Annotated in this window: 22 protein-coding genes, 1 pseudogene and 1 other annotated feature; all 23 genes and pseudogenes read right to left on the minus strand. The window is 54.2% G+C overall.

Going from position 1 to position 25,492, the window contains the following annotated elements; translation table 11 throughout:
- Nucleotides 1–47: 47 nt before the first annotated feature.
- Nucleotides 48–824: a tryptophan synthase subunit alpha gene (gene trpA, locus DPQ25_RS07450; RefSeq protein ID WP_112332539.1), complete on the minus strand. Its 777-nt coding sequence runs from the start codon at nt 822–824 to the stop codon at nt 48–50.
- The gene (gene trpB, locus DPQ25_RS07455; RefSeq protein WP_112332540.1) at nt 817–2,001 is read right to left on the minus strand and encodes a tryptophan synthase subunit beta; all 1,185 of its coding nucleotides are present in this window, start codon (nt 1,999–2,001) and stop codon (nt 817–819) included. Before trpB ends, trpA begins: the two co-directional genes overlap by 8 nt.
- Nucleotides 1,998–2,609, minus strand: a complete 612-nt coding sequence (locus DPQ25_RS07460) for a phosphoribosylanthranilate isomerase (protein ID WP_112332541.1) — start codon at nt 2,607–2,609, stop codon at nt 1,998–2,000. Before DPQ25_RS07460 ends, trpB begins: the two co-directional genes overlap by 4 nt.
- Nucleotides 2,606–3,394: an indole-3-glycerol phosphate synthase TrpC gene (gene trpC / locus DPQ25_RS07465; protein WP_112332542.1), complete on the minus strand. Its 789-nt coding sequence runs from the start codon at nt 3,392–3,394 to the stop codon at nt 2,606–2,608. The genes DPQ25_RS07460 and trpC overlap by 4 nt, the downstream gene beginning before the upstream one ends.
- Nucleotides 3,391–4,400, minus strand: a pseudogene (gene trpD, locus DPQ25_RS07470) (anthranilate phosphoribosyltransferase). Before trpD ends, trpC begins: the two are co-directional and overlap by 4 nt.
- Nucleotides 4,397–4,978, minus strand: coding sequence for an anthranilate synthase component II (locus DPQ25_RS07475; RefSeq protein WP_112332543.1), 582 nt, complete (start codon nt 4,976–4,978; stop codon nt 4,397–4,399). Before DPQ25_RS07475 ends, trpD begins: the two are co-directional and overlap by 4 nt.
- Nucleotides 4,975–6,462 carry an anthranilate synthase component I gene (trpE, locus tag DPQ25_RS07480; RefSeq protein ID WP_112332544.1) on the minus strand — a complete coding sequence of 496 codons (1,488 nt, stop codon included), beginning with the start codon at nt 6,460–6,462 and terminating at the stop codon, nt 4,975–4,977. The genes DPQ25_RS07475 and trpE overlap by 4 nt, the downstream gene beginning before the upstream one ends.
- A gap of 68 nt (nt 6,463–6,530) precedes the next feature.
- Nucleotides 6,531–6,776 (minus strand) — a binding site (T-box leader).
- A gap of 76 nt (nt 6,777–6,852) precedes the next feature.
- Nucleotides 6,853–7,674 carry a prohibitin family protein gene (locus DPQ25_RS07485; RefSeq protein ID WP_207657300.1) on the minus strand — a complete coding sequence of 274 codons (822 nt, stop codon included), beginning with the start codon at nt 7,672–7,674 and terminating at the stop codon, nt 6,853–6,855.
- Between the two features lie 385 nt (nt 7,675–8,059).
- Nucleotides 8,060–8,668: a toprim domain-containing protein gene (locus tag DPQ25_RS07490; RefSeq protein ID WP_112332545.1), complete on the minus strand. Its 609-nt coding sequence runs from the start codon at nt 8,666–8,668 to the stop codon at nt 8,060–8,062.
- Entirely contained in the window at nt 8,665–9,708 is a 1,044-nt protein-coding gene (gene holA, locus DPQ25_RS07495) for a DNA polymerase III subunit delta (protein WP_112332546.1), read from the minus strand. The genes DPQ25_RS07490 and holA overlap by 4 nt, the downstream gene beginning before the upstream one ends.
- A gap of 7 nt (nt 9,709–9,715) precedes the next feature.
- Nucleotides 9,716–11,917 carry a ComEC/Rec2 family competence protein gene (locus tag DPQ25_RS07500; RefSeq protein WP_112332547.1) on the minus strand — a complete coding sequence of 734 codons (2,202 nt, stop codon included), beginning with the start codon at nt 11,915–11,917 and terminating at the stop codon, nt 9,716–9,718.
- A gap of 31 nt (nt 11,918–11,948) precedes the next feature.
- Complete coding sequence (locus DPQ25_RS07505; protein ID WP_112332548.1) at nt 11,949–12,503, minus strand: phosphoribosyltransferase family protein; 555 nt, start codon at nt 12,501–12,503, stop codon at nt 11,949–11,951.
- A 63-nt stretch (nt 12,504–12,566) separates the two neighbouring features.
- The gene (locus DPQ25_RS07510; protein WP_242978257.1) at nt 12,567–12,890 is read right to left on the minus strand and encodes a histidine triad nucleotide-binding protein; all 324 of its coding nucleotides are present in this window, start codon (nt 12,888–12,890) and stop codon (nt 12,567–12,569) included.
- 146 nt (nt 12,891–13,036) lie between these two features.
- Nucleotides 13,037–15,667 carry an alanine--tRNA ligase gene (gene alaS, locus DPQ25_RS07515; RefSeq protein ID WP_112332550.1) on the minus strand — a complete coding sequence of 877 codons (2,631 nt, stop codon included), beginning with the start codon at nt 15,665–15,667 and terminating at the stop codon, nt 13,037–13,039.
- A gap of 68 nt (nt 15,668–15,735) precedes the next feature.
- Nucleotides 15,736–17,019: an aminopeptidase gene (locus DPQ25_RS07520; protein ID WP_330409849.1), complete on the minus strand. Its 1,284-nt coding sequence runs from the start codon at nt 17,017–17,019 to the stop codon at nt 15,736–15,738.
- Between the two features lie 316 nt (nt 17,020–17,335).
- The gene (locus tag DPQ25_RS07530) at nt 17,336–18,940 is read right to left on the minus strand and encodes a peptidoglycan D,D-transpeptidase FtsI family protein (RefSeq protein ID WP_242978258.1); all 1,605 of its coding nucleotides are present in this window, start codon (nt 18,938–18,940) and stop codon (nt 17,336–17,338) included.
- A gap of 258 nt (nt 18,941–19,198) precedes the next feature.
- The gene (locus tag DPQ25_RS07535) at nt 19,199–20,401 is read right to left on the minus strand and encodes a peptidase U32 family protein (RefSeq protein WP_112332552.1); all 1,203 of its coding nucleotides are present in this window, start codon (nt 20,399–20,401) and stop codon (nt 19,199–19,201) included.
- Nucleotides 20,401–21,723: an endolytic transglycosylase MltG gene (gene mltG, locus DPQ25_RS07540; RefSeq protein WP_177576921.1), complete on the minus strand. Its 1,323-nt coding sequence runs from the start codon at nt 21,721–21,723 to the stop codon at nt 20,401–20,403. Before mltG ends, DPQ25_RS07535 begins: the two co-directional genes overlap by 1 nt.
- Nucleotides 21,724–21,826: 103 nt before the next feature.
- Complete coding sequence (locus DPQ25_RS07545; protein ID WP_112332554.1) at nt 21,827–22,444, minus strand: 5-formyltetrahydrofolate cyclo-ligase; 618 nt, start codon at nt 22,442–22,444, stop codon at nt 21,827–21,829.
- A 19-nt stretch (nt 22,445–22,463) separates the two neighbouring features.
- Entirely contained in the window at nt 22,464–23,006 is a 543-nt protein-coding gene (locus tag DPQ25_RS07550; protein WP_112332555.1) for a DJ-1 family glyoxalase III, read from the minus strand.
- Nucleotides 23,007–23,065: 59 nt separating this feature from the next.
- Nucleotides 23,066–23,956: a GNAT family N-acetyltransferase gene (locus tag DPQ25_RS07555; protein WP_177576923.1), complete on the minus strand. Its 891-nt coding sequence runs from the start codon at nt 23,954–23,956 to the stop codon at nt 23,066–23,068.
- Between the two features lie 31 nt (nt 23,957–23,987).
- On the minus strand, nt 23,988–24,653 hold the full coding sequence (locus DPQ25_RS07560) for a dTMP kinase (RefSeq protein ID WP_112332557.1): 666 nt from the start codon (nt 24,651–24,653) through the stop codon (nt 23,988–23,990).
- Entirely contained in the window at nt 24,650–25,423 is a 774-nt protein-coding gene (gene thyX / locus DPQ25_RS07565) for an FAD-dependent thymidylate synthase (RefSeq protein WP_112332558.1), read from the minus strand. Before thyX ends, DPQ25_RS07560 begins: the two co-directional genes overlap by 4 nt.
- Nucleotides 25,424–25,492: the final 69 nt, after the last annotated feature.

Here is a 25,492-nt window from a genome sequence, read left to right on the forward strand (position 1 = left end):
GCTTACCTAAAAAGATAAGCGGGCCCACTCTTTCCAGAGATGTTCTGTTATAAATCTGCAATAGCAGCCTTCATGCTGCGCACATAATCCGTCACTGGCGCAATGCAGCCACAGCCATGCTGGCCGCACAGCTTCACAATCGCGCTACCGACTATCACACCGTCAGCAACTGCTGCTACCCGGCGTGCCTGTTCCGGTGTGGAGATGCCAAACCCCACAGCACAGGGGATTTTCTTTTCCTGTTTGACCAAGGCGATCATTGAGCCGAGATCTGTCGTAATTTTACTGCGTACCCCAGTCACGCCCAGTGAGGAAACACAGTAAATAAATCCATTCGCCTCCCGGGCAATACATGCAATCCGTTCATGAGAGGTCGGCGCAATGAGCGAAATAAACGCCAAGCCATATTTTTGGCACACCGCATCAAACTCCTCCTTTTCCTCAAAGGGGACGTCCGGCAAAATCAGGCCGTCCATCCCGATTTCCGCCGCTGTTTGAATAAACCGTTCCGTTCCATAGGAAAAAACTACGTTGGCATAGGTCATAAACACCAGCGGAATTTGCGACTGCGTCCGAATACGCCGCACCATTTGGAAAATTTTATCGGTGGTGACACCGCCTGAAAGAGCGCGCAGATTCGCCGCCTGAATCACAGGCCCCTCTGCCGTGGGATCGGAAAACGGGATGCCCAGCTCTACCAGGTCTGCTCCTGCACGTTCCATGGCCAGTACCAGCTGCTCCGTTATCTCCAGAGAGGGGTCGCCGCAGGTGATAAACGGGATAAAAGCCTTTCCGTGGCTGAATACCTTCTCAATATTATTCATGAATATCCTCCCCTCTGTAGCGGGCGATGGCGGCACAGTCCTTATCGCCCCGCCCGGATATATTGACGACAATGGTCTGGTCCCCGCGCATAGTAGGGGCCAGCTTGCGCGCATAAGCCACTGCGTGCGCGCTTTCTATCGCCGGAATAATCCCCTCCAGCCGCGACAGGTATTCAAACGCCTCCACAGCCTCATCATCCGTAACCGCAACATATTCCGCACGGCCCGTATCATACAAATCGGCGTGCTCCGGGCCGATGCCGGGATAATCCAACCCCGCGGAAATCGAATATACCGGGGCAATCTGGCCGAAATCATCCTGGCAGAAATAGGACTTCATCCCATGGAAAATACCCAGTCTGCCGGTCGCAATGGTCGCCGCCGTTTCCGCCGTATGAATACCGCGGCCCGCCGCCTCGCAGCCGATCAGGCGTACCTCCGGGTGTTCAATAAAATGGTAAAAAGCGCCGATGGCATTGCTGCCGCCGCCGACGCAGGCCAGCACCGCATCGGGGAGCCGTCCTTCCTTTTCCAGCATCTGCGCCTTGATCTCCTTGGATATGACGGACTGAAAATCACGCACAATCGTCGGAAATGGATGCGGCCCCATGCAGGATCCGAGTACGTAATGGGTGTCCTCAATGCGGTTGGTCCATTCCCGCATGGTCTCGGAGACCGCATCCTTGAGCGTCGCCGTCCCGGAAGTCACTGCATGCACTTTCGCTCCCAGCAGACGCATCCGGTAGACGTTCAGCGCCTGGCGCTCGGTATCTACCTTACCCATGTATACCTCGCACTCCATGTCCATTAGAGCTGCGGCCGTTGCTGTTGCCACACCGTGCTGCCCGGCGCCGGTCTCCGCAATTACACGGGTTTTCCCCATTTTTTTTGCCAGCAGTACTTGTCCGAGTACATTATTGATCTTATGCGCGCCGGTATGGTTCAAATCTTCGCGCTTCAGGTAGATCCTCGCGCCGCCCAAATCCTCGCTCATACGCCGTGCATAGTATAACCGTGAAGGCCGGCCTGCATATTCGTTCAGCAGCTCTGTCAGCTCCCGGTTGAAATCGGGGTCCTTTTTATAGCGCTCATAGGCTTCTTCCAGTTCAATCACAGCGTTCATCAGCGTTTCCGGTATATATTGCCCGCCATGAATGCCAAATCTTCCCTTTTTCACAAATCCCATCTCCTAACCGCGGCAACAGCCGCTAATATCTTTTCACGGTCCTTTTGACCCGCCTGCTCTACTCCGCTGCTGAGGTCAACAGCCCATGGATGTACCGTTGAAATCGCGGTACACAGGTTCTCCACAGTCAGTCCGCCCGCCAGAAAGAAAGGACGCTTCACCCCAGAGACAAGCTGCCAGTCAAAGGCCTTTCCTGTTCCTCCGCTGCCATGATCGAACAGCAGATAATCCGCCTTGCTGTGGAGCGCCGGCCGCACAGACTGCTCCGTGTCGGCCCGGAAAGCCTTGCAAACCGGTTTCCCGGTTCTTGCCCTCAGTTCCCGGATGTAGCCTTCCCCCTCCGAGCCATGCAGCTGCGCCATCTCGATGACGCCATTCTCCAGCAACGTCGTAACATTTTCCAGCGGCTCGTCGACAAATACACCGACCGGGACAATTTTTCCCGCCAAGCGTGCCCGCAGCCGCGCGGCCTCTTCCGGTGAGACGCTGCGCCTGCTTCCGGGCACATGGATGACAAAGCCGGCATAGTCCGGTTCCGCTTCATTGACAAAAGAAATATCCTCCGGGCGGGTAAGGCCGCATATCTTGATCCTCGTCACACTGCCGCACCTCTCAATGCATCCAACATCGCCCGCTTATCCGCAGCGCGCATCAGCGCTTCGCCGATCAGCACCGCGTCTGTTCCATTTTCCCGCAGGGCCGCGACGTCCGCCGGTGTATGAACCCCACTCTCGGAGACAAACAGGATGGAGCGCGGCACCATCCGACGAAGCCTCAGGCTGTTTTGCAAATCCACCTGAAAGTCCTTCAGGTTGCGGTTGTTCACACCGATGATGCGGGCGCCCGCCTTTTGAGCGCGTTCCACTTCCTGCTCCGTGTGAGCCTCTACCAACGCGGAAAGGCCCAGCTCCTGCGCAAGCTGTAGGTAGCTTTTCAGCCGCTCGTCCTCCAGAATGGAGCAAATCAGCAGAATTGCCGATGCTCCCATCGCTCTGGCTTGATACACCATATACTCATCCACCGTGAAATCCTTACGCAGCACCGGTATGCTTACACGAGCCGCTATCTCTTTCAAATATTGATCCCGGCCCTGAAACCAATAGGGCTCTGTCAGGCAGGAAATCGCTGAAGCGCCAGCGCGCTCATATTCCTGTGCAATGGCTGTATAGGGGAATACCGCATCAATGACTCCTTTGGAGGGTGAGGCCTTCTTTACCTCACAGATAAAAGAAACGCCCTCCTCCCGCAGCGCGGCCTCAAAGGGGAACCCCTGCGGGCACGGAGCCTCTTCCGCCCGGACCCGCAGTTCAGCAAGCGGCATTTTTCTCCGTTCCTCTGCAATTCGGGTATAGGTCCGTTCGGCAATTTTCGACAAAATATTCATACTCTGCTCTCCCGTGCAAATTCCTCCAGCTTTAACCGCGCTGCACCGTTGTCAATCAGCTGTTCCGCCAGCCGGACGCCTTGCTCCATGTTCTCAGCTCTTGCGGTGATATACAGCGCCGCGCCCGCATTTAAGCACACGGCACACCGGCGGGGCCCGCGGTCCTCGCCGGCAAGAATAGCGCGGGTAATGGCGGCATTTTCCTCCGGCGCCCCTCCAACAAGCTCCGCCTTATCGCAGCGCTTGTAACCAAACTGTTCAGGAGTAAGCTCATAGGATTGGAACCACCCGTCACGAATTTCACAGACTGTTGTCGGCGCACTCATGGAGATTTCATCGAGCTTATCCTGCCCATAGACCACCATACCGCGCGCTACTCCCAGCTTAGCCATGACCTGTGCCAGCGGTTCCACCAGGTTTTCCTCATAAACGCCCATCAATTCCATATTGGCGCCGGCCGGATTAGACAGCGGGCCCAAAATATTGAACACAGTCCGGATGCCCAGTTCCTTACGGATGGGTGCCACATACTTCATTGCGAAGTGGTAGTTTTGCGCAAACAGAAAGCAGATGTTGATCTTTTTCAAAAGCGCAGCGCTTTTTCCGGCGTGAGGGCAATGTTCACCCCCAGGGCCTCCAGTACGTCTGCAGCGCCGCATTTAGAGGAGGCCGCGCGGTTTCCGTGCTTGGCAACAGGGACGCCTGCCGCCGCAATAACAAGGGCTGAGGTTGTGGAAATGTTGAACGAATTGGCGCCGTCGCCGCCGGTACCGACAATCTCAAGCACGTCCATCTCATGCAGCAGTTTGGCACAGTGTGCGCGCATGCCCGATGCAGAGGCCGTAATCTCGTCAATTGTCTCCCCTTTCATGGACAAAGCGGTCAAATAGGCGGACATCTGCACCTCGCTGGCCTTTCCCTCCATGATTTCATTCATAACCTGCTCCGCCTCAGCATAAGCCAGGTCCTCTTTTTTTGAAAGCTTGATAATGGCTTCTTTTATCATTTTACGGCGCCTCCCATTGCTAAAAAGTTTTTGATTATTTGCCGTCCGTTCGGAGTCATGATGGACTCGGGATGAAACTGTACGCCGAACACCGGATATTCCCGATGCTCTACTGCCATGACCTCTCCATTTTCTGCCTCAGCCGTAACGCGAAGTATATCCGGCAAGGTCTGCCGGACCGCGGCCAGGGAATGATACCGCGCGGCGGTAAACGGCTGTGCAATTCCTTGAAAAAGCCTGCTGTCCGGACTTGTTGTAATCAAAGAAGTTTTTCCGTGCATCAGTTCCTTCGCATAGGAAACCTGCCCGCCAAAAGCCACACAGACAGCCTGATGCCCCAGGCAAACACCCAGAATCGGAATACGGCCGCTGAAGCGGCGCACCACATCAATACAAATCCCGGCGGTTTCCGGTCTGCCGGGCCCCGGCGAGAGGACAATCGCCTCCGGAGCCATTCGCTCAACCTCCTCTATACCGGCCGCATCATTGCGCTTAACCAGAACATCCGGGTTAATGCTGCCAACCAGCTGAAACAGGTTATAGGAAAAGCTGTCGTAATTATCAATGAGTAGAATCATTTTAATCCTCCCTCCGCGGTATGAATGGCATCGACCACCGCCCTGGCCTTGTTTTGGCACTCTTCAAACTCCTTTTCCGGCACGCTGCCGGCTACGATGCCCGCGCCGGACTGCACACAGACCTTACCATCCTTTTTATAGGCCAGACGAATGGCGATGCATACATCCAGATTTCCGGTAAAATCCAGATAACCGATAGCGCCGCCATAGATGCCGCGCGGGCGCTGTTCCAAATCCCGGATAATCTCACAGGCTCTCAGCTTTGGGGCGCCGGAAAGCGTTCCTGCCGGCAATATTGAGTCCACAGCGGCAATCGCCTCCAGGCCCTTCCGCAGCGTTCCCGAAACAGTGGACCCGATGTGCATCACATGGGAGAAGCGCTCAATTTCACAGTATTTTTCTACCTGAACACTGCCGATTTCGCTGATACGTCCAATATCATTGCGTCCCAGGTCCACCAGCATGTTATGCTCCGACAGTTCCTTTTCATCCGCCAGCAGCTCCCGCTCCAGCCGCCTGTCCTCCTCCTCTGTTCCGCCGCGCCGGCGAGTACCCGCCAGCGGAAAGGTGTAAAGGGTTCTGTTCTGGAGCTTGACCAGCGTTTCCGGAGAAGCCCCGGCAATTTCTACATCATCGCTGGAAAAGTAAAACATATAGGGAGACGGATTTGTTGTGCGCAGCACACGGTAAGTGTCAAACAGGCTGCCCTGCGCCCGGGCCTCCAAGGGGTCAGAGAGCACCACCTGAAAAATATCGCCCTCACGGATATAGTTCTTGGCACGCTCCACCATCTCGCTGTACTTTTCCCTGGAAAAGTAGGGTTTCAGTTCCTCTTTCAGAATGAGCGGCCTAAAATCTGCTTTCGCACCGCTGTCCAATAGCCGTTCCATCTCATCAAGCTCCGCCTCCGCTTGCCTGTAGGACGCCTCCAAATCAGATGTTCGGACACCAGTGATTAAAATAAGCTTTTGACGGTAATGATCAAAAACAATAACCTTATCAAAAAGCATTAAATCCACATCCCGGAAAGTCTGGCCGTTTTCTCCCTCCACCCGCAGGCTCGGTTCCGCATATTGTATGTAATCATAAGAAAAATACCCTACCAGCCCGCCTGTAAACGGCGGCATTCCCTGTACCTTCGGGCTGCGGTATTCTTCCAGCAGCTTCTGTATTTCTGCGCCCGGGTGCTCTGTCTGGCGAATAGTCTCTTGGCAGCAATCTCCTTCTGCAACCGAACGAATGAGCAGCCTTCCGCCGGTACAGGTCAGCTCCAGCGACGGGGCGTAGCCCAGAAAGGAAAAACGCCCCCATTTCTGGCTATCCTCCGCGCTTTCCAACAGGTAACAGTGACAGCTGGCGGCACGCAACGTGCGCATAACCTCTACCGGCGTAAAACGGTCTGCCAGCAGTTCCCTGCACACCGGAATCCGGCGGTAATTCCCGGACCCCGCCAAGACCTTCACTTCTGCCAAAGATGGGTACATTATGGTTCCTCCTATCCCTTATTCCCGGGGCAGGCAAATAAAAAAGCCCGTCCCGACAGTTTCACTCTGTCAAGGACGGGCTGTAAATTCCCGCGGTGCCACCTTGCTTTACGGAAGCATTTCCGTACTCTTTGCGAAATACCAACATATTTCCGGCAACTAACGTATGCCCACACGTCGCAGAATACTCGGCCTGCGGCCTTTCCCTGCGCCCTCCGCGGCCCATTTGGCAGCCTGCCTCTCGACCCGGCTTTCACCTACCCGGGCTCTCTGTACGCGCACAACTGCTTTGACTTCCGCTTCAACGGTTTATTATTAATTTTTACTTAGTATAGCACTGCTTCACGCCATTGTCAAGAACCATGGCTAACTTTTCTGCCGCTGAGGCGCCTATTCACCCTGTACCGCCGATGAAGAATTAGAGCCGGTCAGGATGCTGTCCAGGTCAAACAGGTTGCCGCCGTCGGAAACGACCTTGGGAAGCTGGCCATCCCATTTATCAATCATCGCCATTTTAATCAGCTCCTCGGTCAGCTCCTGGGACTTCAGGCGGTAACTCTCTGCTTCAGCCTCGGCCTGCGCCACCTTTTGCTCCGCCTCAATCTTGATACGGGCCAGATCCTGTTCCGCCTTTAAAGCATTTTGCTGTGCGGTCTGCTTAGCCTCAATGGCTGCGTTAAATTCCTCTGAGAACTGAAAATCAACAATATTCAAGCTTTCGGTAGAAAAGCCGTAGGCAGCTATTTTCTCCGTAATGGCCTGCTTCATCTCCTCGCCAACCGTCTGGCGGCTGGTAATGAGCTCTTCTGCTGTATACTGTGCCGTAACGGATTTGACCGCCTCCTGAATTGCCGGGACGATTACAACATTTTCAAAATCGTACCCAATATTTTTATAAATAGAGGGCGCGTTTTTATTGGGTACACGATAATTCAACGCCACTGTGCTGTCCACCGTCTGAAGGTCCTTGGATGCGCTGGAGGACGCCACCTCCGCTTTCAGTACCTGGTTGTTAATATCAATAACCTTCGTCACAAAGGGGACGACAAAATGCAGGCCTTCGTCCAGGCCGTTTTCATCCACTGCGCCAAAGCGTGTGACTACACCGGTATGCCCTGCCGGAACAGAATGTACGGAAAAACCGACTAATACGGCTGCGCATACGACAATTACCAAGGGGATTATCCACTTACCCATCTTCTTCAAGTTCATTTTCTCTCCTTTACGTTTTGCTGCCGGCATCCCTTCTGTTGCGGGTCCCTTTGCAGCAGTGTTTTGATTCTTCCATTTGCCAACAAGGTTTTTAATGAGCCGTTCCAGTTCATCAAAAAAGTCCAATTGCGACAGTCTCCTTTCCTCCTCGCCCGGCGTGGGTTTTAGGGTTGAGATAATCATACCGGAAAGCTTATAAAAAAGCAAAGCCGATTTTCGGGCATTTTCACCCGTTTTCAGGGCTTAGAGACCGCAGTCCGCACTTCCGGGCTTTCCCTGCTTTCCCCCCACGTTCAGGCACTCTCCAGGCCCCTCTGCCGCAATAACAGCACGGAACTTCCCATAAAAATAAAAAAGATACACCCCACCCGAATGTATCTTTATCTTATAAATCCGGCAGCGGGAACGCGTACAATTCCCGTACCGCCTGCTGAAATGCCTCGTAGTCCATGATTGAGTTCAACACCTTGGCCATGGTGCTTGTGTTCATATGCTCGGGCAGGTTCAACTGCCGCAGCAAAGCCCGGCGCCGTTCAGCACTCCCCTCGCGGCCTATCAGGCCCGCCTCGAATAAATCTGTTTTTTCGATCCGCCGCTCCGCCACACATCGTTTTTCTTCATAAAGCACCCCCGCGCGGGCAAGCGCTTCACGCAGCACCTTGAGCGGCAGCCCCTCCACCCCCAGTTTTCCTTCGCTGGAGGCCTTTTCCTTCCTCCTCTCCTTCCCGTAAATATCTGGAATATAGGCTTGCTTGATGTATTGGGGCCCGATTGCCCCAGTCAGGTAATGCCGGATTTGAAAGCCCGCGGCGTCGCTGTCTGTGAGAATCAGAAGGCCGCGCTCCTTTGCTAGCCGGCGCAGCAGATTCATCTTCTCAGGGTTTTTGTAAATCTGAAAGCCGTTTGTCTCGATGATCAGCCCATCGATCAAAGCCGAAAGCTTGATTTTATCATATTTGCCCTCTACTACTACCGCTTCATTTACAGCAATCACACCGGCTCGCCTCCCTTCGCCAGCAAAAGCAGCTCTGCAATATAGCGCTCCAGGGTAATCCGCCGGTCGCCCCGGGCGCCCTTCAGCGCTAAATCCGCTTTTAACAGCACATCCAGGCTTCTCCTGAGCACTGGCAAGGAAACTCCACGGCTGTCCCGCTCCGCATTACGCAGACGGAACTCCTTCCCTTTATAATCAAAATGTTTCGCCGCCTCAGTCACAGCCAAGCCGCTGCGAATACTGGCGGCGGCACGGTACATATCCACATAGGAGGAGGATAAAACCGCCAGGATTGCCACGGGTTCCTCATTCTGAGAGAAAAGAAGGTCCAAAATAGAATAGGCCTTTTGGGGGTCGCCTGCCACTACCGCCTTCGCCAGAAGAAAAACCGTGGATTCCAGGTTCTTTGTCGTCAGTTTTTCTATGGCCGCCGGGGTGATTTCCCCCTCGCCCGTAAATGCGCACAGCTTTTCCAGTTCATTGAAAAGCGTTTGCAAATCATTGCCGCAAGAGCGTATTATTTTGCCCGCATTTTGCCGTGAGAGCTCACAGAAACGCTTTGCAGCCGCTGTGCAAAGGATCTTCTCCAGGTCAGACTCAGAACGGCGTTCAAAGCAAACCGATTCCCCCTGCTTTTCTGCCAAGGCAATAATCTTCTTCCACTTAGCGGCCCGCTTGGGGTCAAACTCCAAGCCCGGGTAATAGAAGAGCAGAACGGTCGTTTCCGGCAGGCCGGCAAGCAGCTGGTTGAGCTTTTCCATGTCCGCCGCACTGCGAGCCTCCACATCAAAGTCCGAAACTGCCACACATTTGCGCTCCGCCATAAAAGGCAGCGCCGTTACCGCAACGGAGATAGCCTCTACCGAGGCCTCCCGCCCGTCGAACCTCTGCAAATTAAAATCCGCAAACACAGCAGCCCCGGCCTTGCTCATAATCCGTTCCGCATGGCGCTGAAGCATATATTTTTCCGGGCCATAAAGGAAATAAAAGCGTTTGAGGTCACCACGGTCAACCTGCTTCTTCAGTTCAGCCTCCGTCATACATCCATCACCATTCTCTCCTAATCTGTATTCTATGCTCTCCTTGAAAACGAATTTCGATATAATCGGATTCCTTCAAATAGACTGCCTGAAAATCCGACGCTGTCCGATTCTGTCCGGACTCCCACACAGACGGGGCCAGAATGCCGAAAAAGGACTCTATCCCCGGCAGCTGCCTTCCTAAAACCGAGATATCACATGTTTTCCACGAGGCCGGAACGGCCTCCTCGTCCCCCGAACCGGCGATAACAAGCACTGTCACACCATTGCAGCTCAAGAGGGCTTGTCCGCCCGCGGACTGAATGGTCAGCGCTGACCACAGGCCCGACTCCGCCGTATGATCATAATAGAAGTACCGTTCCGCTGGAATCCGCTTTTCTATAAATGCCCGCGGCTCCTCCGGTGTTTTCATAATAAGCGCTTCGACCGGGTAGCTCCTCGCCAGAGCAGCGGCATAGCGGTATTCCTCCTCTGAGTTTTCAAGCAGCTGAATGGAATCAACCCGTTCAACTCCCTGTGACCACAAATAGTCCTGAACCGCATAGCCCGCATAACCGCCGCAGCCCAGCACCGCGGCAGAACGGTTTCTCAGCAGCACCACGCTGAAGGAATCGCCCGTAGGCAAAACCGCCATGCGGACAATGTCTGTTTTAGGCATTAGCTGAGAAAGCTCGCTTACCAGCAGCAAGATTATGCATAGACAAGCAAGGTGTGGCAGCAACAACCGTTTTCGCATGAACAGCAGAGCCGTTGCAACCAGCGCCAGGCAGGCAGCCACCCACAGTGCCGCCAGACGGCCGCTAAAGGGTACGCTGGCATAGGGGATGGAGCCTAGCATCCCGCTGCATGCGTCTAGATAGCCCGCCAGCCACCCCGACACCATTGCAAAAGGCGCCGCCAAACCGGTCCACGGCAGCAGAAGCTGCAGCAGTGCGGCAACCGCAGCAAGCTGAATCAACAGGGTCGAGGGCAGTAACAGCAACAGCGTCGAAACCGGCGCCAGCAACGCAATCATGCCAAAGGTCAGAACAACGACCGGCAGCGTAAAAACCGACGCCGCAAGCGAGGTGGAAACCGATTCATTGACAAGCCCTACAAGAGGCTTGAGGCGCTTCCCCCGTGGAGAACGCCTGTCCAGCCAAAACCGGACCGGGCCGCACAATAAAATCAGGCCCAATGTCCCGGAGAAGGAGAGCAAAAGACCGATGTCTGCTGCCGCATAGGCGTTCTCTATACCCAGCAGCAGCACTGCAATTCCCAGGGAATTCAGCGAATCCGCACGCCGAGACAAAAAATTGCCCGCCAGTACAACCAGGCACATGACACCGCCGCGGCAAACCGAGGCTTGAAAACAGGTAACAGCCATAAAGCAGAGGACACCCAGCATAGAGAAAAAACTGGCCTTTTTGCCCCGGATATGAAACAATGACAAAATCAGTGTAAACAGCTGGACAATCGTGGATAAGTGCAGGCCGGAAACCGCCAGTAGATGCGAGGCCCCGATTTGACGGAAATTTTCCTCTGTTTTCGAGCTCAGTTCTGATTTATCGCCGAACAGGAGCGCGCACACCATACCGGCCTCTTTTTCTGGAAGCAGCTCTTTTACCACGCCTTGAAGCGCTTGCCGCAGCCTCAGAGCATAATAATAGGGTGGGTGTTCCAATGCCGGGAGCAGCTCCACCGGTTCGTAGGTCTTTAAATAGGCAAACAGCAATATGCCGTCACCTGCATAGCGGCTTTTTGAGGAAAAGCCGCTTTCGCCCGACGGCAGCATAAAATGGACATTGCCCTGTAATCTTGTATAGGGCTCATCCGTCAGTTCCTCTCGGGAAGACAAGCGGATTTTAAACCCTGACGGCGCGTCGGGGATAGACAAATTATCCACCCGTACCGTGTAATAGTAGGTTCCTCCATTTCTAACCGGCAATTCGCAGATGGTTCCGGTCATGGCCGCGTCCTTCTCCGCCAGGGCCGCCCGCACCGCCTCTTGAGGCCGCGCCTGTGCCGTAAAGCAGCCAAACGCCAGCGCTGCTGCCAGTAAGGCCAGCGGAAGCGCACCGCCGGCTGTCATCCTTTTAGAAAAGAGTGTCAAAAGGAATAAGAACAGCGCCAGACATGCGAGTACCAACGCCGTCTCTGCGCCAAAACAGACAGCGGCCGTCAACGACAGCAGATAAGTGATACCCACTAGCGCAAACGGCCGTTTCATACAGATCCCCCTTTGATTGGGCGTCTATGGTTTAATTTCTGGGGAACAAGGGCAGCGGCTCCAGGAATACGATATCCTCCCGATCCTTCGCTTCCCCTTCTGCGAGAACGCAAGCACGTCCCACGATCCGGCCCCCAAACTGTGCGACAAGATTTTCCATTGCCGCCAAGGACTCACCTGTACTGATGACGTCGTCGACAATCAGCACCCGCTTGCCGTTCAGCCCCTTATAATCATCCTCTGCAAGATAGAGCTTTTGAACGTGATCCGTCGTAATGGACTTAACCTCAACATGAATCGGGTTCCGCATATAGGCCTTTACGCTCTTCCGGGCAACCAGGTAGCGCCTGCAGCCTTGCCGGGCCATTTCATAGCACAGCGGAATACCCTTCGTCTCCGCTGTAACCACCACATCGTGCTCCGGGCATTTTTTCAGCAGCGCAGCAGCCGCCTTTTCCGTCAGCTCAACATCTCCCAGCATCACAAAGCCCGCGATGTCCAGATGCTCGTCAATGGCACAGATCGGTAAATCTCTTTCACAACCCGCAATGGTCATATGGTAATAATTATGTTCAGCATCGCTCATGATGTTCATCCCTCTTTATGCTTTTCTAAATAAGGAGCTGCTCTTGCCCCGTTTTCCAATGCATTAGCCCGGCGGCCATCCCATTGCCCGCCCTGCGAGCAGATGAAAATGAAGGTGCGGCACAGTCTGCCCGCCGTCCTTCCCGCTGTTCGTCACAACGCGGAAGCCATTTTGCCAATTTTTCTCCTTGGCAAGCTGGGCGGCAACCTCAAAAATATGGGCTACCAGCGCGGAATTATCCGCCGTAATCTCCGCCGGGGAAGCAATATGATCTTTGGGGATGATTAAAATATGCTCAGGCGCCTGGGGCTCCAGATCATAGAACGCCAGCACTAGCTCGTCCTCATATGCCTTCCGACTGGGAATATCCCCTGAGGCGATTTGCAAATATACAGTCCAATCCTTTTCCCCTCCTTTCGGCTTAAGGTGCAACCGAGTTCCCTGCTTCGGCTGCTTCTACTGCCCGCTCGGCGGTAAAAGCAGCCGACTGGTTACTTTTTATTATAGCGCAAAGCCCTTCTGCGTACAAGGAATTATTTTACTATGGCTGCAATGATTTCCTTAGCAGCCGCCAGCGCCTCCTGTAATTTCGCGGTGTCTTTAGCGCCCGCCATGGCAAATTCAGGCCGGCCGCCGCCGCTGCCACCCGCAAGCTTAGCGACTTCGCGGACAATCTTCCCCGCATTCAGGCCGGCCGCCAGCGCCTGTTTGCCAACGCAAACCGCAATATTGGCTTTCTCGCCATTGACACAGGCCAGAACAGCGACCATGGATTCGCTTTGCTCCCGAATCCGGTCACACATGGTACGCAGGGTAGAGGGATCCGCATCCGGCAGCTGTGCTGCCAGTACCTGAAGACTCCCCAGCGTCTCGGCCCGCTCCAGCAATCCGCCCAGACGGGCCACCGCCATTTTATCGCTCAACGCCTGAATCGCGCTGTCCTTTTCTTTGCTTTCAGCCAGCACTTGCTCCGCACGTCCCGGCAATTCTTCGATATTGTTGACCTTCAGGACCGCACAGGCGTTATGAAGCAACGCGTTGGTTTCATTGAACAGCCGCAGCGTATTTAAGCCTGTAACGGCGGAAATGCGCCGCACGCCTGCCGCTACCGAGGACTCGGAGATGATCTTGAATAACCCTAGCTTTCCAGTACGGTCCACATGTGTACCGCCGCAAAATTCCCTGGAGAAATCCCCCACAGAAACCACGCGGACAATATCGCCGTACTTTTCACCAAAGAGCGCCATTGCGCCGAGCTTTCTCGCCTCGTCAATCGGCATCTCGCGGCATTCCACCGGAATATCTTCCAGAATCACATTGTTGACAAGAGCCTCTACACGCTGAAGCTCCTCCGCCGTAAGCGCTGAAAAATGTGTAAAGTCAAAGCGCACAAACGCATCGTCCACCAGTTGGCCGGCCTGTTCCACGTGCGCGCCCAATACCTCGCGCAGCGCGGCCTGCAATAGATGCGCGCCCGTGTGGTTGCGCATAATCGACAGGTGGCGGGCCGATTCATTTTCTACGTTCACAGCGTCGCCAACCGTCAGCGTGCCCTGCGTAATCCGGCCATGATGTAAAAACACCTTGGAGGCGGTCTTTTGTACGGTATCAATTTCAGCCCGGGCCTTGTCGTTGAAAACCAGCCCCATATCGCCAACCTGTCCGCCGCTCTCCGCATAAAGGGCTGTGTGGTCCAGGACCAGCGCGATCTCATCCCCCGCCGCCGCTGTGCTTACACGTTCGCCGTTTTTGAGTATGCCTAAAAGGGCAGCCGGCGTTTCAAGCCGGTCATAGCCCACAAAATCTGTTTCGGGCAGGCCGTCCAGAGCATCAGCTTCTCCCGCCCATGCATCCGCGCCTGCATTTTTCCGCGCAGCACGTGCGCGGTCTTTCTGCGCCTGCATCAGCCGGTGAAACTCCTCCTCGTCCACCGTCATTCCTCGTTCCGCTGCAATCTCCTTGGTTAGATCCAACGGGAAACCGTAGGTATCGTTGAGCAGGAAGGCGTCCTGACCGGATACCACCCGGCTTTCATTTTTATCCAGCACGCCGGCAAGCAGCTGCATTCCCTGGTCAATGGTTCTGGCAAAGCTTTCTTCCTCTACGGAGATCAGGCGGGTAATCATCGCCTTTTTCTCCTCAAGCTCCGGGTAAGCATCTTTATTCTCCTGTATTACCGTCTGGGCAACCTCAGAGAGGAAGGGACGGCCAATACCGAGCAGGCGGCCATGGCGGGCGGCACGGCGCAGCAGGCGGCGCAGCACATAGCCGCGCCCTTCATTACTAGGCATAACACCGTCGCCAATCATAAACGTCGTGGAGCGGACATGGTCGGTTATGACACGCAAAGAAATATCCTTTTTCTCATCCTCGCCGTATTGTACTCCTGCAATGCGGCAGATGTGCTTCATAATGCTTTGCATGGTGTCAACCAGGAACAGGTTGTCCACTCCCTGCATAATGCAGGCCAAGCGTTCCAGCCCCATGCCGGTATCAATGTTGGGGTGTTCCATCGGCGGATAATTGCCCTTTCCGTCGCTGTCAAACTGCGAGAACACCACATTCCAAAATTCCGTATAACGGTCGCAATCGCAGCCCGGTCCACAAGACGGCTTTCCGCAGCCGTATTTTTCACCGCGGTCAAAATGAATCTCAGAACAAGGGCCGCAGGGGCCGCTGCCGTGTTCCCAGAAATTGTCCTCCTTACCCAGACGGACAATTCTCTCCGGAGAAACGCCGATTTCCTTCGTCCAGATGTCAAAGGCCTCATCGTCATCCAAATAAATGGTCACCCAGAGCTTTTCCTCTGGCAACTCCAGCACTTTTGTGCAAAACTCCCAAGCCCAGGCGATGGCCTCATGCTTAAAATAATCGCCGAAGGAGAAATTCCCCAACATCTCAAAGAAAGTACCATGCCGCGCTGTAATGCCCACACGCTCGATGTCCGGTGTGCGGATACACTTCTGGCAGGTGGTGACGCGCCTGCTGGGCGGCGTGACCTCACCGGTAAAATATTTTTTCAGCGGCGCCATACCCGAGTTAATCAGCAGCAGGCTGTTGTCATCCTTCGGGATCAGCGAGGCGCTCGGCATCCGCAAATGCCCCTTGCTTTCAAAAAATGAGAGAAATTTTTCCCGCAGCTCATTGAGCCCTGTCCATTGCATATCAATAATCTCCTTTCAAAATCCATCCTGGTTGTTAACTGCCGGTGGGTAATTTCAGTTTTACCGCCTCAAACCGCCCAGTCGCCATTGTCAAAAACCACTGTTTCTGAGCCGCTGCCATCCACTCCTGTGATGCGCAGATCCTTTGTGCCGACCATGAAGTCCACATGGTTGATTGAGTCGTTTCCGCCCCGCTGTGCAAGCTCCTCCCTGGTATTGTCCACACCGCCTTCCAGCGTGTTGGGGTAGCTCTGTCCAAGCGCCAGATGGCAGGAGGCGTTTTCGTCAAACAGCGTGTTATAAAACAGAATATGTTCTTGAGAAATAGGCGAATGGTAGGGCACCAACGCAACCTCGCCCAAGCGGCGGGAACCCTCGTCCGTATCCAGCAGCCGCTGCAGGACCGCATGGCCCTCCGCAGCCTCAAAGGATGTCACCCGGCCTTTTTCAAAGGTCAGGCTGAACCGGTCAATCAGCGCGCCCTGGTAGGACAGCGGCATCGCCGAAACCACACGCCCATTCACTTGGACGTTGCTGGGCATGGTAAAGACCTCCTCCGTGGGCAGATTGGCTACGAATAAGACGCCGCTGCGGGACCGCTCCGCGCCGCTGAGCCAGATATGGCCCTCAGGCAGCCCGATCACCAGGTCTGTTCCCAATGAATTGGTATAGTGCAGCGACCTGAATTTTCTGCTGTTCAACCAAGCTGCCCGGTCTGCCAACTGCCGGCAATGTTCCTGCCACGCCGCTACCGGGTCCTCGCGGTCGATGCGAACCGTACGAAAAATCAGCGACCACAGCTTTTCCTCCGCCACCCAGCCTTCACAGCCGGGAAACACCTTCCGCGCCCATTCGCAGTTGGGAACGGCGCCAATCGTCCATTGGTTGCTGCCGTCGTCAAACCTCTGGTAATACTCGGTAAAGGCCTTGTCCGTTGCCTTTGTATTTGCCAGCAGCTTTTCTGGGGAAACGCCCTTGTATATTTCAGGATCCTCTGAAATCACATTGATAAACGCCGCCCCACGGCGCGCATAGTAGTTCAGCGACTCCGCCCTCCAGCCGGGAACCTCCTCAAAAACCTCCAGCGGCGCGCAGTCGAAACGAATCCGGTTCGATTTTTCGTCCCGCCAATGAAGGACCACCTCTCTGGCCCCGGCTCGATAGGCCTGCTCTGTCACCAGGCGGGCAAAATCCGCTTTTTCTACCGGGCATTGCAGCACAACCTCTTGCCCTGGCTGCACATTGGCCCCGATTTTTACCAGCAACTTCGCATAATTCTCCAGTTTTCTGGTAAAGTCCACAATCATTTTTACAGAGGCCGCCGTGCGCGTACGGCAAAGCCTCCTTGTCACCTCGCCTTTCCGTTAAATTCGGCAAAATAAAAACTCCCCCCGCCCCTCTATGGGACGGAAAGAGTCCGTGGTACCACCCAAATTGCGCCGAAAAACAGCGCCGCTCATCCGCGGGACAACCCGCGCTCCCTTAACGCGGGAAACGGTACAGCTCATCGCTGACAGCTCCGGGCCGGCACGTTTGTGAACCGGAACAAGTCCTTCCAGCAACCAGACTCTCTCTTGGGAACCGGATTCATAACTGAAGCCCTTCATCGCAGTTAACCTATTGTTTTTATTATATACTCAGCTTTAAAAAAAGTCAAATAAAACCGCCTTATATGCCTATTTTTTCATAAATTTCATCTGCAATCTCCTTAAATACAGGGCCGCAGGTAGTGCCGCCGCCTGTGCCTCCCTCCGCAAAAACCGTAATGACATATTGAGGGTTCTCATATGGGTAAAAGCCGGCAAACCAGGATTGCACCTCCTCGACCCCATCTGTTTCCCGCCCGGTCTGCGCTGTTGCAGTCTTCGCACCAGCGCCGGCATGTGCCGGCTTGGCACGGCGGCTGGTTCCGGTTTCTACAGACTCCTTCATAAACTGTTTCAGGTATCCGGCGGTTTCCTCACTGATAATCTGCCGGGTAAAGCCGCCGGTATTCCGTCTTGTATACTGCAAGCCCGCATCGACAGTCCCCTCCCATAGCTGTGGCTGTGTATAGGTACCGCCTGATGCAATGGTATTGATCATGGCCGTAATTTGCAGCGGTGTTGCCGTCAATTCCCCCTGCCCAAATGAGAAATTGGCCAGCGCCTTTCTTGCCGACAAGGTACGCAGCGAAGGCAGTGTCCCTTTTACCGAAAAAAGACCCGGAGCAAGCTCACAGCTGCTGCCAAAACCAAAGGCCTCTGCCATTTTCAAAAATTTTTCTTCGGGTACCTGCTGCATTAAATTAATAAAGTAGGTATTACAGGAATGTGCAATGGCGGTACTCATGGTTTCCTGCCCGTGCGCCTCCTCATTATAGCAGTGAAACATGCTGCCATCCACTTCAATTTCACCCTCACAGACATAGGAGTAATTCGGGGGAATTCCGCTCTCTAACGCTGCTGCCGCTGAAACCAGCTTAAATACAGAGCCCACATTATAGGCCGAAAACGCGCGGTTCATCAGGGGTGAATTTTCCCCTTGCAGGGCCTCTGCAACATTCGCGGGATCAAACCCCGGCAAGCTGACGACCGCCCTCAATTTGCAGGATGGAATCTCCGCGACGAGGACGGCAGCCTGGTCCAAATGTTTTTCCGCCACCTCCTCGGCAATCTGCTGAATCCGTTTGTCCAGCGTCAGCACCACCCCGGATTTTCCCAGGTAAGAGGTGTCCGTCACCCGGCCCTCATCGCCGCCCAACGGCCGGTTCAATGCATCCACCACATATTGAATGGAAACCTTTCCCTGATTTTCGGTGAGGACATCGTTAAAGGCTTTTTCAATACCGGCAACCCCCTCGCCGGAGCCATCTAAATAGCCGATGGTATGGCACGCCAGTGACTGATCGGAATATCGATAAGGCGCGGGAAAAAGCAGTATGCCCTGTGCCTCGATCCGCTCATCCAGCCGTATAGCAAAGGGAACCCCCTTTTGCAGGGACGGATAGATGGCGGAAAAGCGTTCCGCGGGTAGATTTTCACTCAACGCAGCGGCAGCCTCCACTGATGGCGATATTGCCGCGACATAGGATTCCGCCTCCCCGGTAATGGGAAGCATACGGCAGTCATAAATAGTGCCCCGGGTAGCGGCTACCTTCAGCCGGTAGCTGCTCTGCCGTTCTGCCGCTTCAGCAAGCTGTGTGCCGTTCGAAATACCAAAAACACTGAAAACACATATAAACAGCCCGGTGATCAATAACATAAAGACCGAGACGGTACGTCTATCCGCCATGGGACTCCTCCTTTTCCTTTTAAAAAGCTTCGTGGATAAACTGGAAGTGTAGCTGCCGGTGAGCTCCCCGAGCCGGAGAACGATTTCGTTGCGAAATGAAGCCGTTAACAAGCACAGTTATTTGAGACGGCAATTCTTTTCCTGCTTTGTTTCTTTAGAATATGTTTCAATGGACTCTGAAATAAAAAACCGGCAATGCCTCTTTGTAAAGCATTGCCGGTTTTATTATTTTTCATTCATCCAATTACGGCGCTAACATTAAACCCGCCTACGGCGAAGATAAGCCCCCTCCTTCAGTTCCGCATCCGTATGAAGCAGCACCGTCATAGCCGCATGACACGCCGACTCCAGCGGATTTCCGTCTATATCGGTCATATGATCCGCCACCAATGAGAAAGGAGGCCGGCCAGGCTCCAGCACCTCCAGTGTTTCCCCCTTGAAGAAACGGTTTCTCTGTAACAGCACCGCTGAATCCGCACAGTGGCCGACACAGACTGCCGCAACCTCCCAGTCGCGGATATAGCCGCCGGTCTCCGTTTCCTGGCCCGGCTCATCCCCCATATAAAAACCGGTATGATAAGCACGGTGGCTGACTTTTTCCACTTCGTCTTCCACCCAGCACGGAAGCGCCTCACCACAGAGTGCAGCGTCCAGCGCCGCACGGTAAGCGTTGGTAACCACTGCCGTATAATAAGCAGCCTTTGCCCTGCCTTCAATTTTCAGACTGGTAACGCCTGCCTGAAGCAGCTCCGGGATATGTCCGACCATGCAAAGGTCGCGGGAATTTAAAATATAGCTTCCCCGTTCGTCTTCAAGGATGGGAAAATACTGCCCCGGGCGCTTCTCCTCCATCAGGGCGTATCTCCAACGGCACGGCTGTGCGCAGTCCCCGTGATTGGCATCCCGCCCCACCATATAATTGGAGAGCAGGCATCGGCCAGAAAAGCTCATGCACATAGCGCCATGGACAAAGGCTTCAATTTCCAGAGCCGGCGGCGTCTTAGCCCGAAGCTGTGCAATCTCCTCGAGAGCCAGCTCCCTGGCCAGTACGACCCTGGAGGCCCCCAGCTCATAAAACATGCGGGCGGCGGCGTAATTGGCCACACCGGCCTGCGTGGATATATGCACATCCACCTGAGGGGCATATTTTTTTGCAAGCCGCAGCACGCCGACATCCGCAATGATAAATGCGTCCACACCGGCTACCGCCGCTTCTTTGATAAACGCCGACAAGGGCTCCAGTTCATGGCTATGCGGAATAATATTGCAGGTTACATAGACCCGCACCCCCCGCGTGTGTGCCTGTTGTACAGCCTGCTGTAGCTCTTCTGTGCCAAAATTAGCGGGAGAACTGCGCATGCCAAAATTTTTACCGGAAAGATAGACGGCATCCGCGCCGTAACGCAGCGCTGCCTGCAAGCATTCCATATCCCCAGCAGGGGCCAACAGCTCCGGCCTCATCAACGCAGCCCCGCCTTCTGCATATTAACACTGTGTTGTGCTGCCGTCGTTGCATAATAGGCCTCTTGTGTCTCCGGGTTATGGCAGAAATAATAATAGTTTGTTTTTGCCGGGTCCAGCAACGCCTCAATGGCAGCCATACTCGGCGTACAGATTGGGCCAGGTGGCAACCCCCTGTTTCTGTAGGTATTATACGCCTCCAGCGGCTCGAAGGAATCCTTTAAATCATCCGGTATCGCAGCCGGTGAACGGTAAGGATAATACTGCGTTGAGTCGCAGTCCAGCGTATAGATATTCTGGTAGCCAACATTGTTTAGACGATTCAGCAGAACAGAGGCGACCAGGTACATGTCCTCATCGTCAGCGGACTCACGCTGCACGATGGAGGCGAGGGTCAGAAAGTCATCCAGGGACATGCCCGTCTCGGCAATCTGATCGCGCAGTGCCTTTGTCAGCTTATCGTTTGTATTGCGAAGCAGCTTTTTAACAACGCTGGTTACATCCTGGTCCTTATAGAAATAATAGGAGTCCGGGAACAGGTAGCCCTCCAGGTGGTAAGGCCGTTCACTCTCCGCAGGTATCTGTGCCAGCAGTTCGAAATCGCCGTCAAAATCCCGGCTTTTACAAAGCTCCAGCACATCCGCAGCCTTGCAGACGCCCTTCTCCTCCAGTAAACCGGCCAGTTCCAGAACCCCCATCCCCTCCGGAATGGTGACAAACACTTGCTCTCGCGTGGATCTGGGCGTTTGAAGCTCGCTGATAATCGCCTGGTAATCCATAGAAGTATTCAGTTCAAACGTTCCCGCCGTATAAGTGTCGCCCGCCTTCGTCAGTGTGGCATAGAGCTTAAAAAAGCTCTCATTATTAATCAGGCCGCCGTCCTTCAGCTTTTGGGCTATTTTAGCGGTTGTATCGTCTTCCTCCACCGTGAAAGACACATCAACAGAAGAACGTCCTACCGCCAGCATATCATTGACGCCGTCTACCATATAGCGCCCTGCAATGATGGACACCAGCACTACCATAACCAGCCAGACCAATCTGAAAAAGCGCCGGTTTCCCCGGCTCTTTTCCTTATTACGCCGTTTCGCCGCCTTTTTAAGCCTTTTTTGGGTTTCCTTGCTTTGCGCCGGGGCCTGTCTTTCCCCCAACTCCTTTTCCCGCGGGTCGCTGTAGCTGTTGAGGGCGGAGTCATCTGCCTCCGCGGGCGGTTCCTCCATGGAATTATCCGTTAGGTTTAAGGAAAAATTTTTGACCCTCTTTTCATAGAGTTTGCGCTGAAGCTCTTCGTCTGAAATGGACCCCTTATTATGTTCATCCATATTCCGGCCTCCTGTCGTCCTTAACTTTAATTGATGTCCAGCCCCTAATTGGCCGGTTAAAACAATATCCGCTACTTTTCCGGGCGGCAAAACCACAAGGCTATCACTTACAGGCATGCGCCCCGGGCTTACGAACGGCAATCCGGCGCAGGTAGCGTTCCGTCACCAGTATATCGACGGGCCTGTCAAAATAGCCATGCGGCAATTCCCATTGTACACAGCTATTATAACAGATTCCGGCGGTAACGCCATGAAATCCGGACAAAAAGCGGTCGTAATACCCCTTGCCATAGCCAAGCCGGAACCCGTTGGAATCAAACGCGAGCCCGGGAACCACGCACAGGCCACCGGTCTCTTTCTCCACTTTCCGCGAGGACTCGGGAATGGGCTCCAGCACACCAAACGCCCCTTTCTCCAACTCCTGCGGGGAACGGATATAATAAAACTCCATTTCAAAGGTACCGGGAACGCATCTAGGCACTGCGACCGCTTTGCCATCTGCCAACGCCCTGCGAATGATACCGAAGGTGTCTACCTCAATCGCTTTGCTCACATAGGTAAAAAGGATATCTGCCCTTCGGTACTCCGGCAGTGCAAAAAGCCGGTTCTCTATCGCGGCATCCCACTGGAGCTTTTTCTTAGGGTCCATTCGCTCCCTTGTCTGCCGATGCCGGGCCCTCAGATTTTTTTTCCACTCTTTAATATTTCGTTTTCCGTTCATAGTTTCCTTTGGCTCATTTCTATTTTAATAAACACATTGCCGCTGCCAGTTCCTCGGCTTTTTCCTGGTTCACGAGAATTTTTACAAGCGTCAATGCAAACGCCATCGCCGCGCCCGGGCCGCGCCCGGTGATAATGCTACCGTCCACCTCTGTCTGGGCCCCTGTTACCCGAGCCCCTTTCAGTTCCTTTTCAAAGCCAGGGTAGCAGGTCGCCTTCTTCCCCGACAGAACCCCCTTATGTCCGAGGATAAAGGGCGCCGCGCAGATTGCCGCCAGATATTTTCCATGCGCCAGGCACTGCTCCAATGCCCGCTGTACTACAGGAGACCGCTCCAGGTTCAGCGCGCCGGGCATCCCGCCGGGCAGAACCGCCATTTCGATATCGTCGAGCCTTGCCTCATCATCCGTTATGTCCGCTTGTACGGCAATGCCGTGTGAACCGCGGACGACCCGGCCGCCGATGCCGACCGTTTGCACGGCACAGCCAGCGCGGCGCAGTACATCCACCGGTGTCAGGGCTTCTACCTCTTCAAAGCCCTCTGCCAAAAATACATAAATCAATGCGCGTTCTCCTTTCTGAATAACCAGGCTAAAATCATTTTCTCCTTACATTGCCGAGATTATGATAGCGCCAGCCCCAAATAAGGGGCCGGACCGGTAAGCGGGGCCTGAAGCGGCGGCTGATTTCCAAGCGGGCGGAGCATGCCGGCGTTTTCGGCTACTCCGTTCTTGCCTAAAAAATCCCCGCCTGCTGGTAAGCGAAAATGGTAGGCGGCCGCCGGCGCCCGCCTCAGCAGCTCCGCCCCGAAACGGAGGTACCCATCCCCCTCCGACATCAACTCTGTCACCATGCAATCCTCCCCAGCCATCTCATACAGCGCATAGTCCATGCGCCCATGATTTTGCAGGGTCAAAATATTCCCACCGAAAACGCGGGAATAACCGGCGGCATAAGCCAAAGCGTCTCCATCCCATTGTAAGGAACCCTCCCGGTTCGTAAGCCGGGCATTTCTTGTTGCCGCTAAACGTTTGAAATCTGGCAACAGCCATTCTCTGTTTTCCAGATGAACGGCTACCGTCAGGTCCGATAACTCCTGCTTTGTAAAGGCAACCTGAACAACCTTATAATAAAGGACATAACCCGCTTTCGCATAGAAGCGATAAAGCGGCTCCGTTGCTGGCAGAACCGCTGAGTAGGCCTCTCCTCTCGCCCAGCCCTTTTGTCCCGCAGCTTCCAGCAGGGCAGCCATATACCCTCTGCCCCGGTATTCCGGCAGCGTTGCCGCCGCATAAATATAATGGGCCCGATAGGCTATCCCGGCAATTTTCAGCGAGGCCGGAAGCAGGTAGAGCGCAGCGGCAATTTTCCCATCCCTTCTGTACACCAGGCAGTCCTCCGGGCGGAACCTGTTCTGAAAGAAAAAGCGCACCGCCCGCGGTTGGTCGTCAAAGGCGAGCTGCCATAACCGGGACAATTCAGCCCGTTCGCTCCAGCTTGGAAATTCTATCATGTAAACCTTCCTCCGCCGGCCTATGCGCAAATTAAAATAGGCCGGATGTCCTTTCCAGCACTTCTCCGTGAATAGAAGCAATCGTTTTAGGATGGTCATTTTCTACACAATTTATAACCGCCCAGCCTAAACGCTCCGCCGTATAGAGCGCGCATTCACGGCACTTCTTCAGATATTCCCTGTCTTTTTCATGGAGATCCTTTTTTTCCTCATGCCCCTCATAACGTTTTGTCAACAGCTCTTGGGACACTTCGATCGGCATGTCGAAAAAAAGAACTCTATCAGGCCGCGGCAGGCCTAGCTTTTCATATTCATAATCCTGTAACCAGCAGATATAGCTTTCCCACTCGGCACGGGGAAGCTTCGGCATTTGATAAATAAAATTAGATGTAACATAGCGGTCCGTCACCATGTGTGTCCCTTGAAGATAATCCGACTGCCAGTAGCGCACAAAGCTGGCAAAGCGGTCCACCGCATAGAAAGACGACGCCGCATAGGCGTTGACAGCATCTGCCTGCCCGCCCAGTTCGCCCGCTAAATACATCTTTACCAATGTGGAGGAAGGGTCGCTATAATCCGGAAATTTTATACGCCGGTATGGCAGGCCCCGTTCCGTGAGCACACGGCAAAGCGCATCGGCCTGGGTCGTCTTTCCACTGCCGTCAAGCCCCTCCAGGGAAAGGATTCTCCCGCTCATTTTTTCTCCACATCCTTTAAAAAGCTTTTGCGGACCTCCTCCGCCCGCCCGCATGACATCTTTCCTTCCGGGCACGCGCCGCGCAGGCAGGGCGGGCCCGCATGGGCAAAGATGTGAGGCGCAACCTCGCGCACTAAAAGCAGCATCTGTGTCGCAACCTCACGGATCTCCCATTGTGCGCGGTTGCAGCAGCGGTGGGAGAAAAAGTTAAGCAGGGAACGCGCGTTAAACGTGCACACCATTTTTGTTTCACAGGCATTGGGCAGGACAAAGCGCGCATCTTCAATGGCCTTTTTCTCAGCGGCACGTTCCGCCTGCTTCTCACTTTTTCCCTGGTGCAAAAACGCCCGCTTATACTTCTGCTTGAGAATCTCTGTTATTTTCTCATAATGACGGCAGTCCTCTTCCATCGCCTGTAAGAAAACCGCTTTGGCCTCAGGCTCTGCCTCAATCTCCGGCGGCAGGATGAAATCAAAATTTTTTTCAGCAACATAGCGCTGGCTCTGAACACTAAAGGAGGCGATGCGGTGCCGTGTGATCTGCGCCAAAAAAGAACGCGAAACATTTTCGATGCCGAAGGTAAAGCTGGCGTGTTCAATTGGGCTTTCATGCCCGATTTCCGCCAACATATCGACAAAAGAAGCCGCCTTATCCTCTGAGAGCCCCTCCGCTATTGTCTCAATCCCGGAAGCCGAATAGCAGAGCTTAGCCGCCATTGCTACTGTTTTCTCCGGCGCCGGCGTATAAGCCAGCAATGTTACCTTCGCCATCTTAAAACTCCTTTTCCCGACAATATTTAATTCTATTATAACAAAGTATGGCACGCTCTTCAAGTCAAA

The organism is Hydrogeniiclostridium mannosilyticum (assembly GCF_003268275.1).
GTDB classification, from domain to species: domain Bacteria; phylum Bacillota; class Clostridia; order Oscillospirales; family Acutalibacteraceae; genus Hydrogeniiclostridium; species Hydrogeniiclostridium mannosilyticum.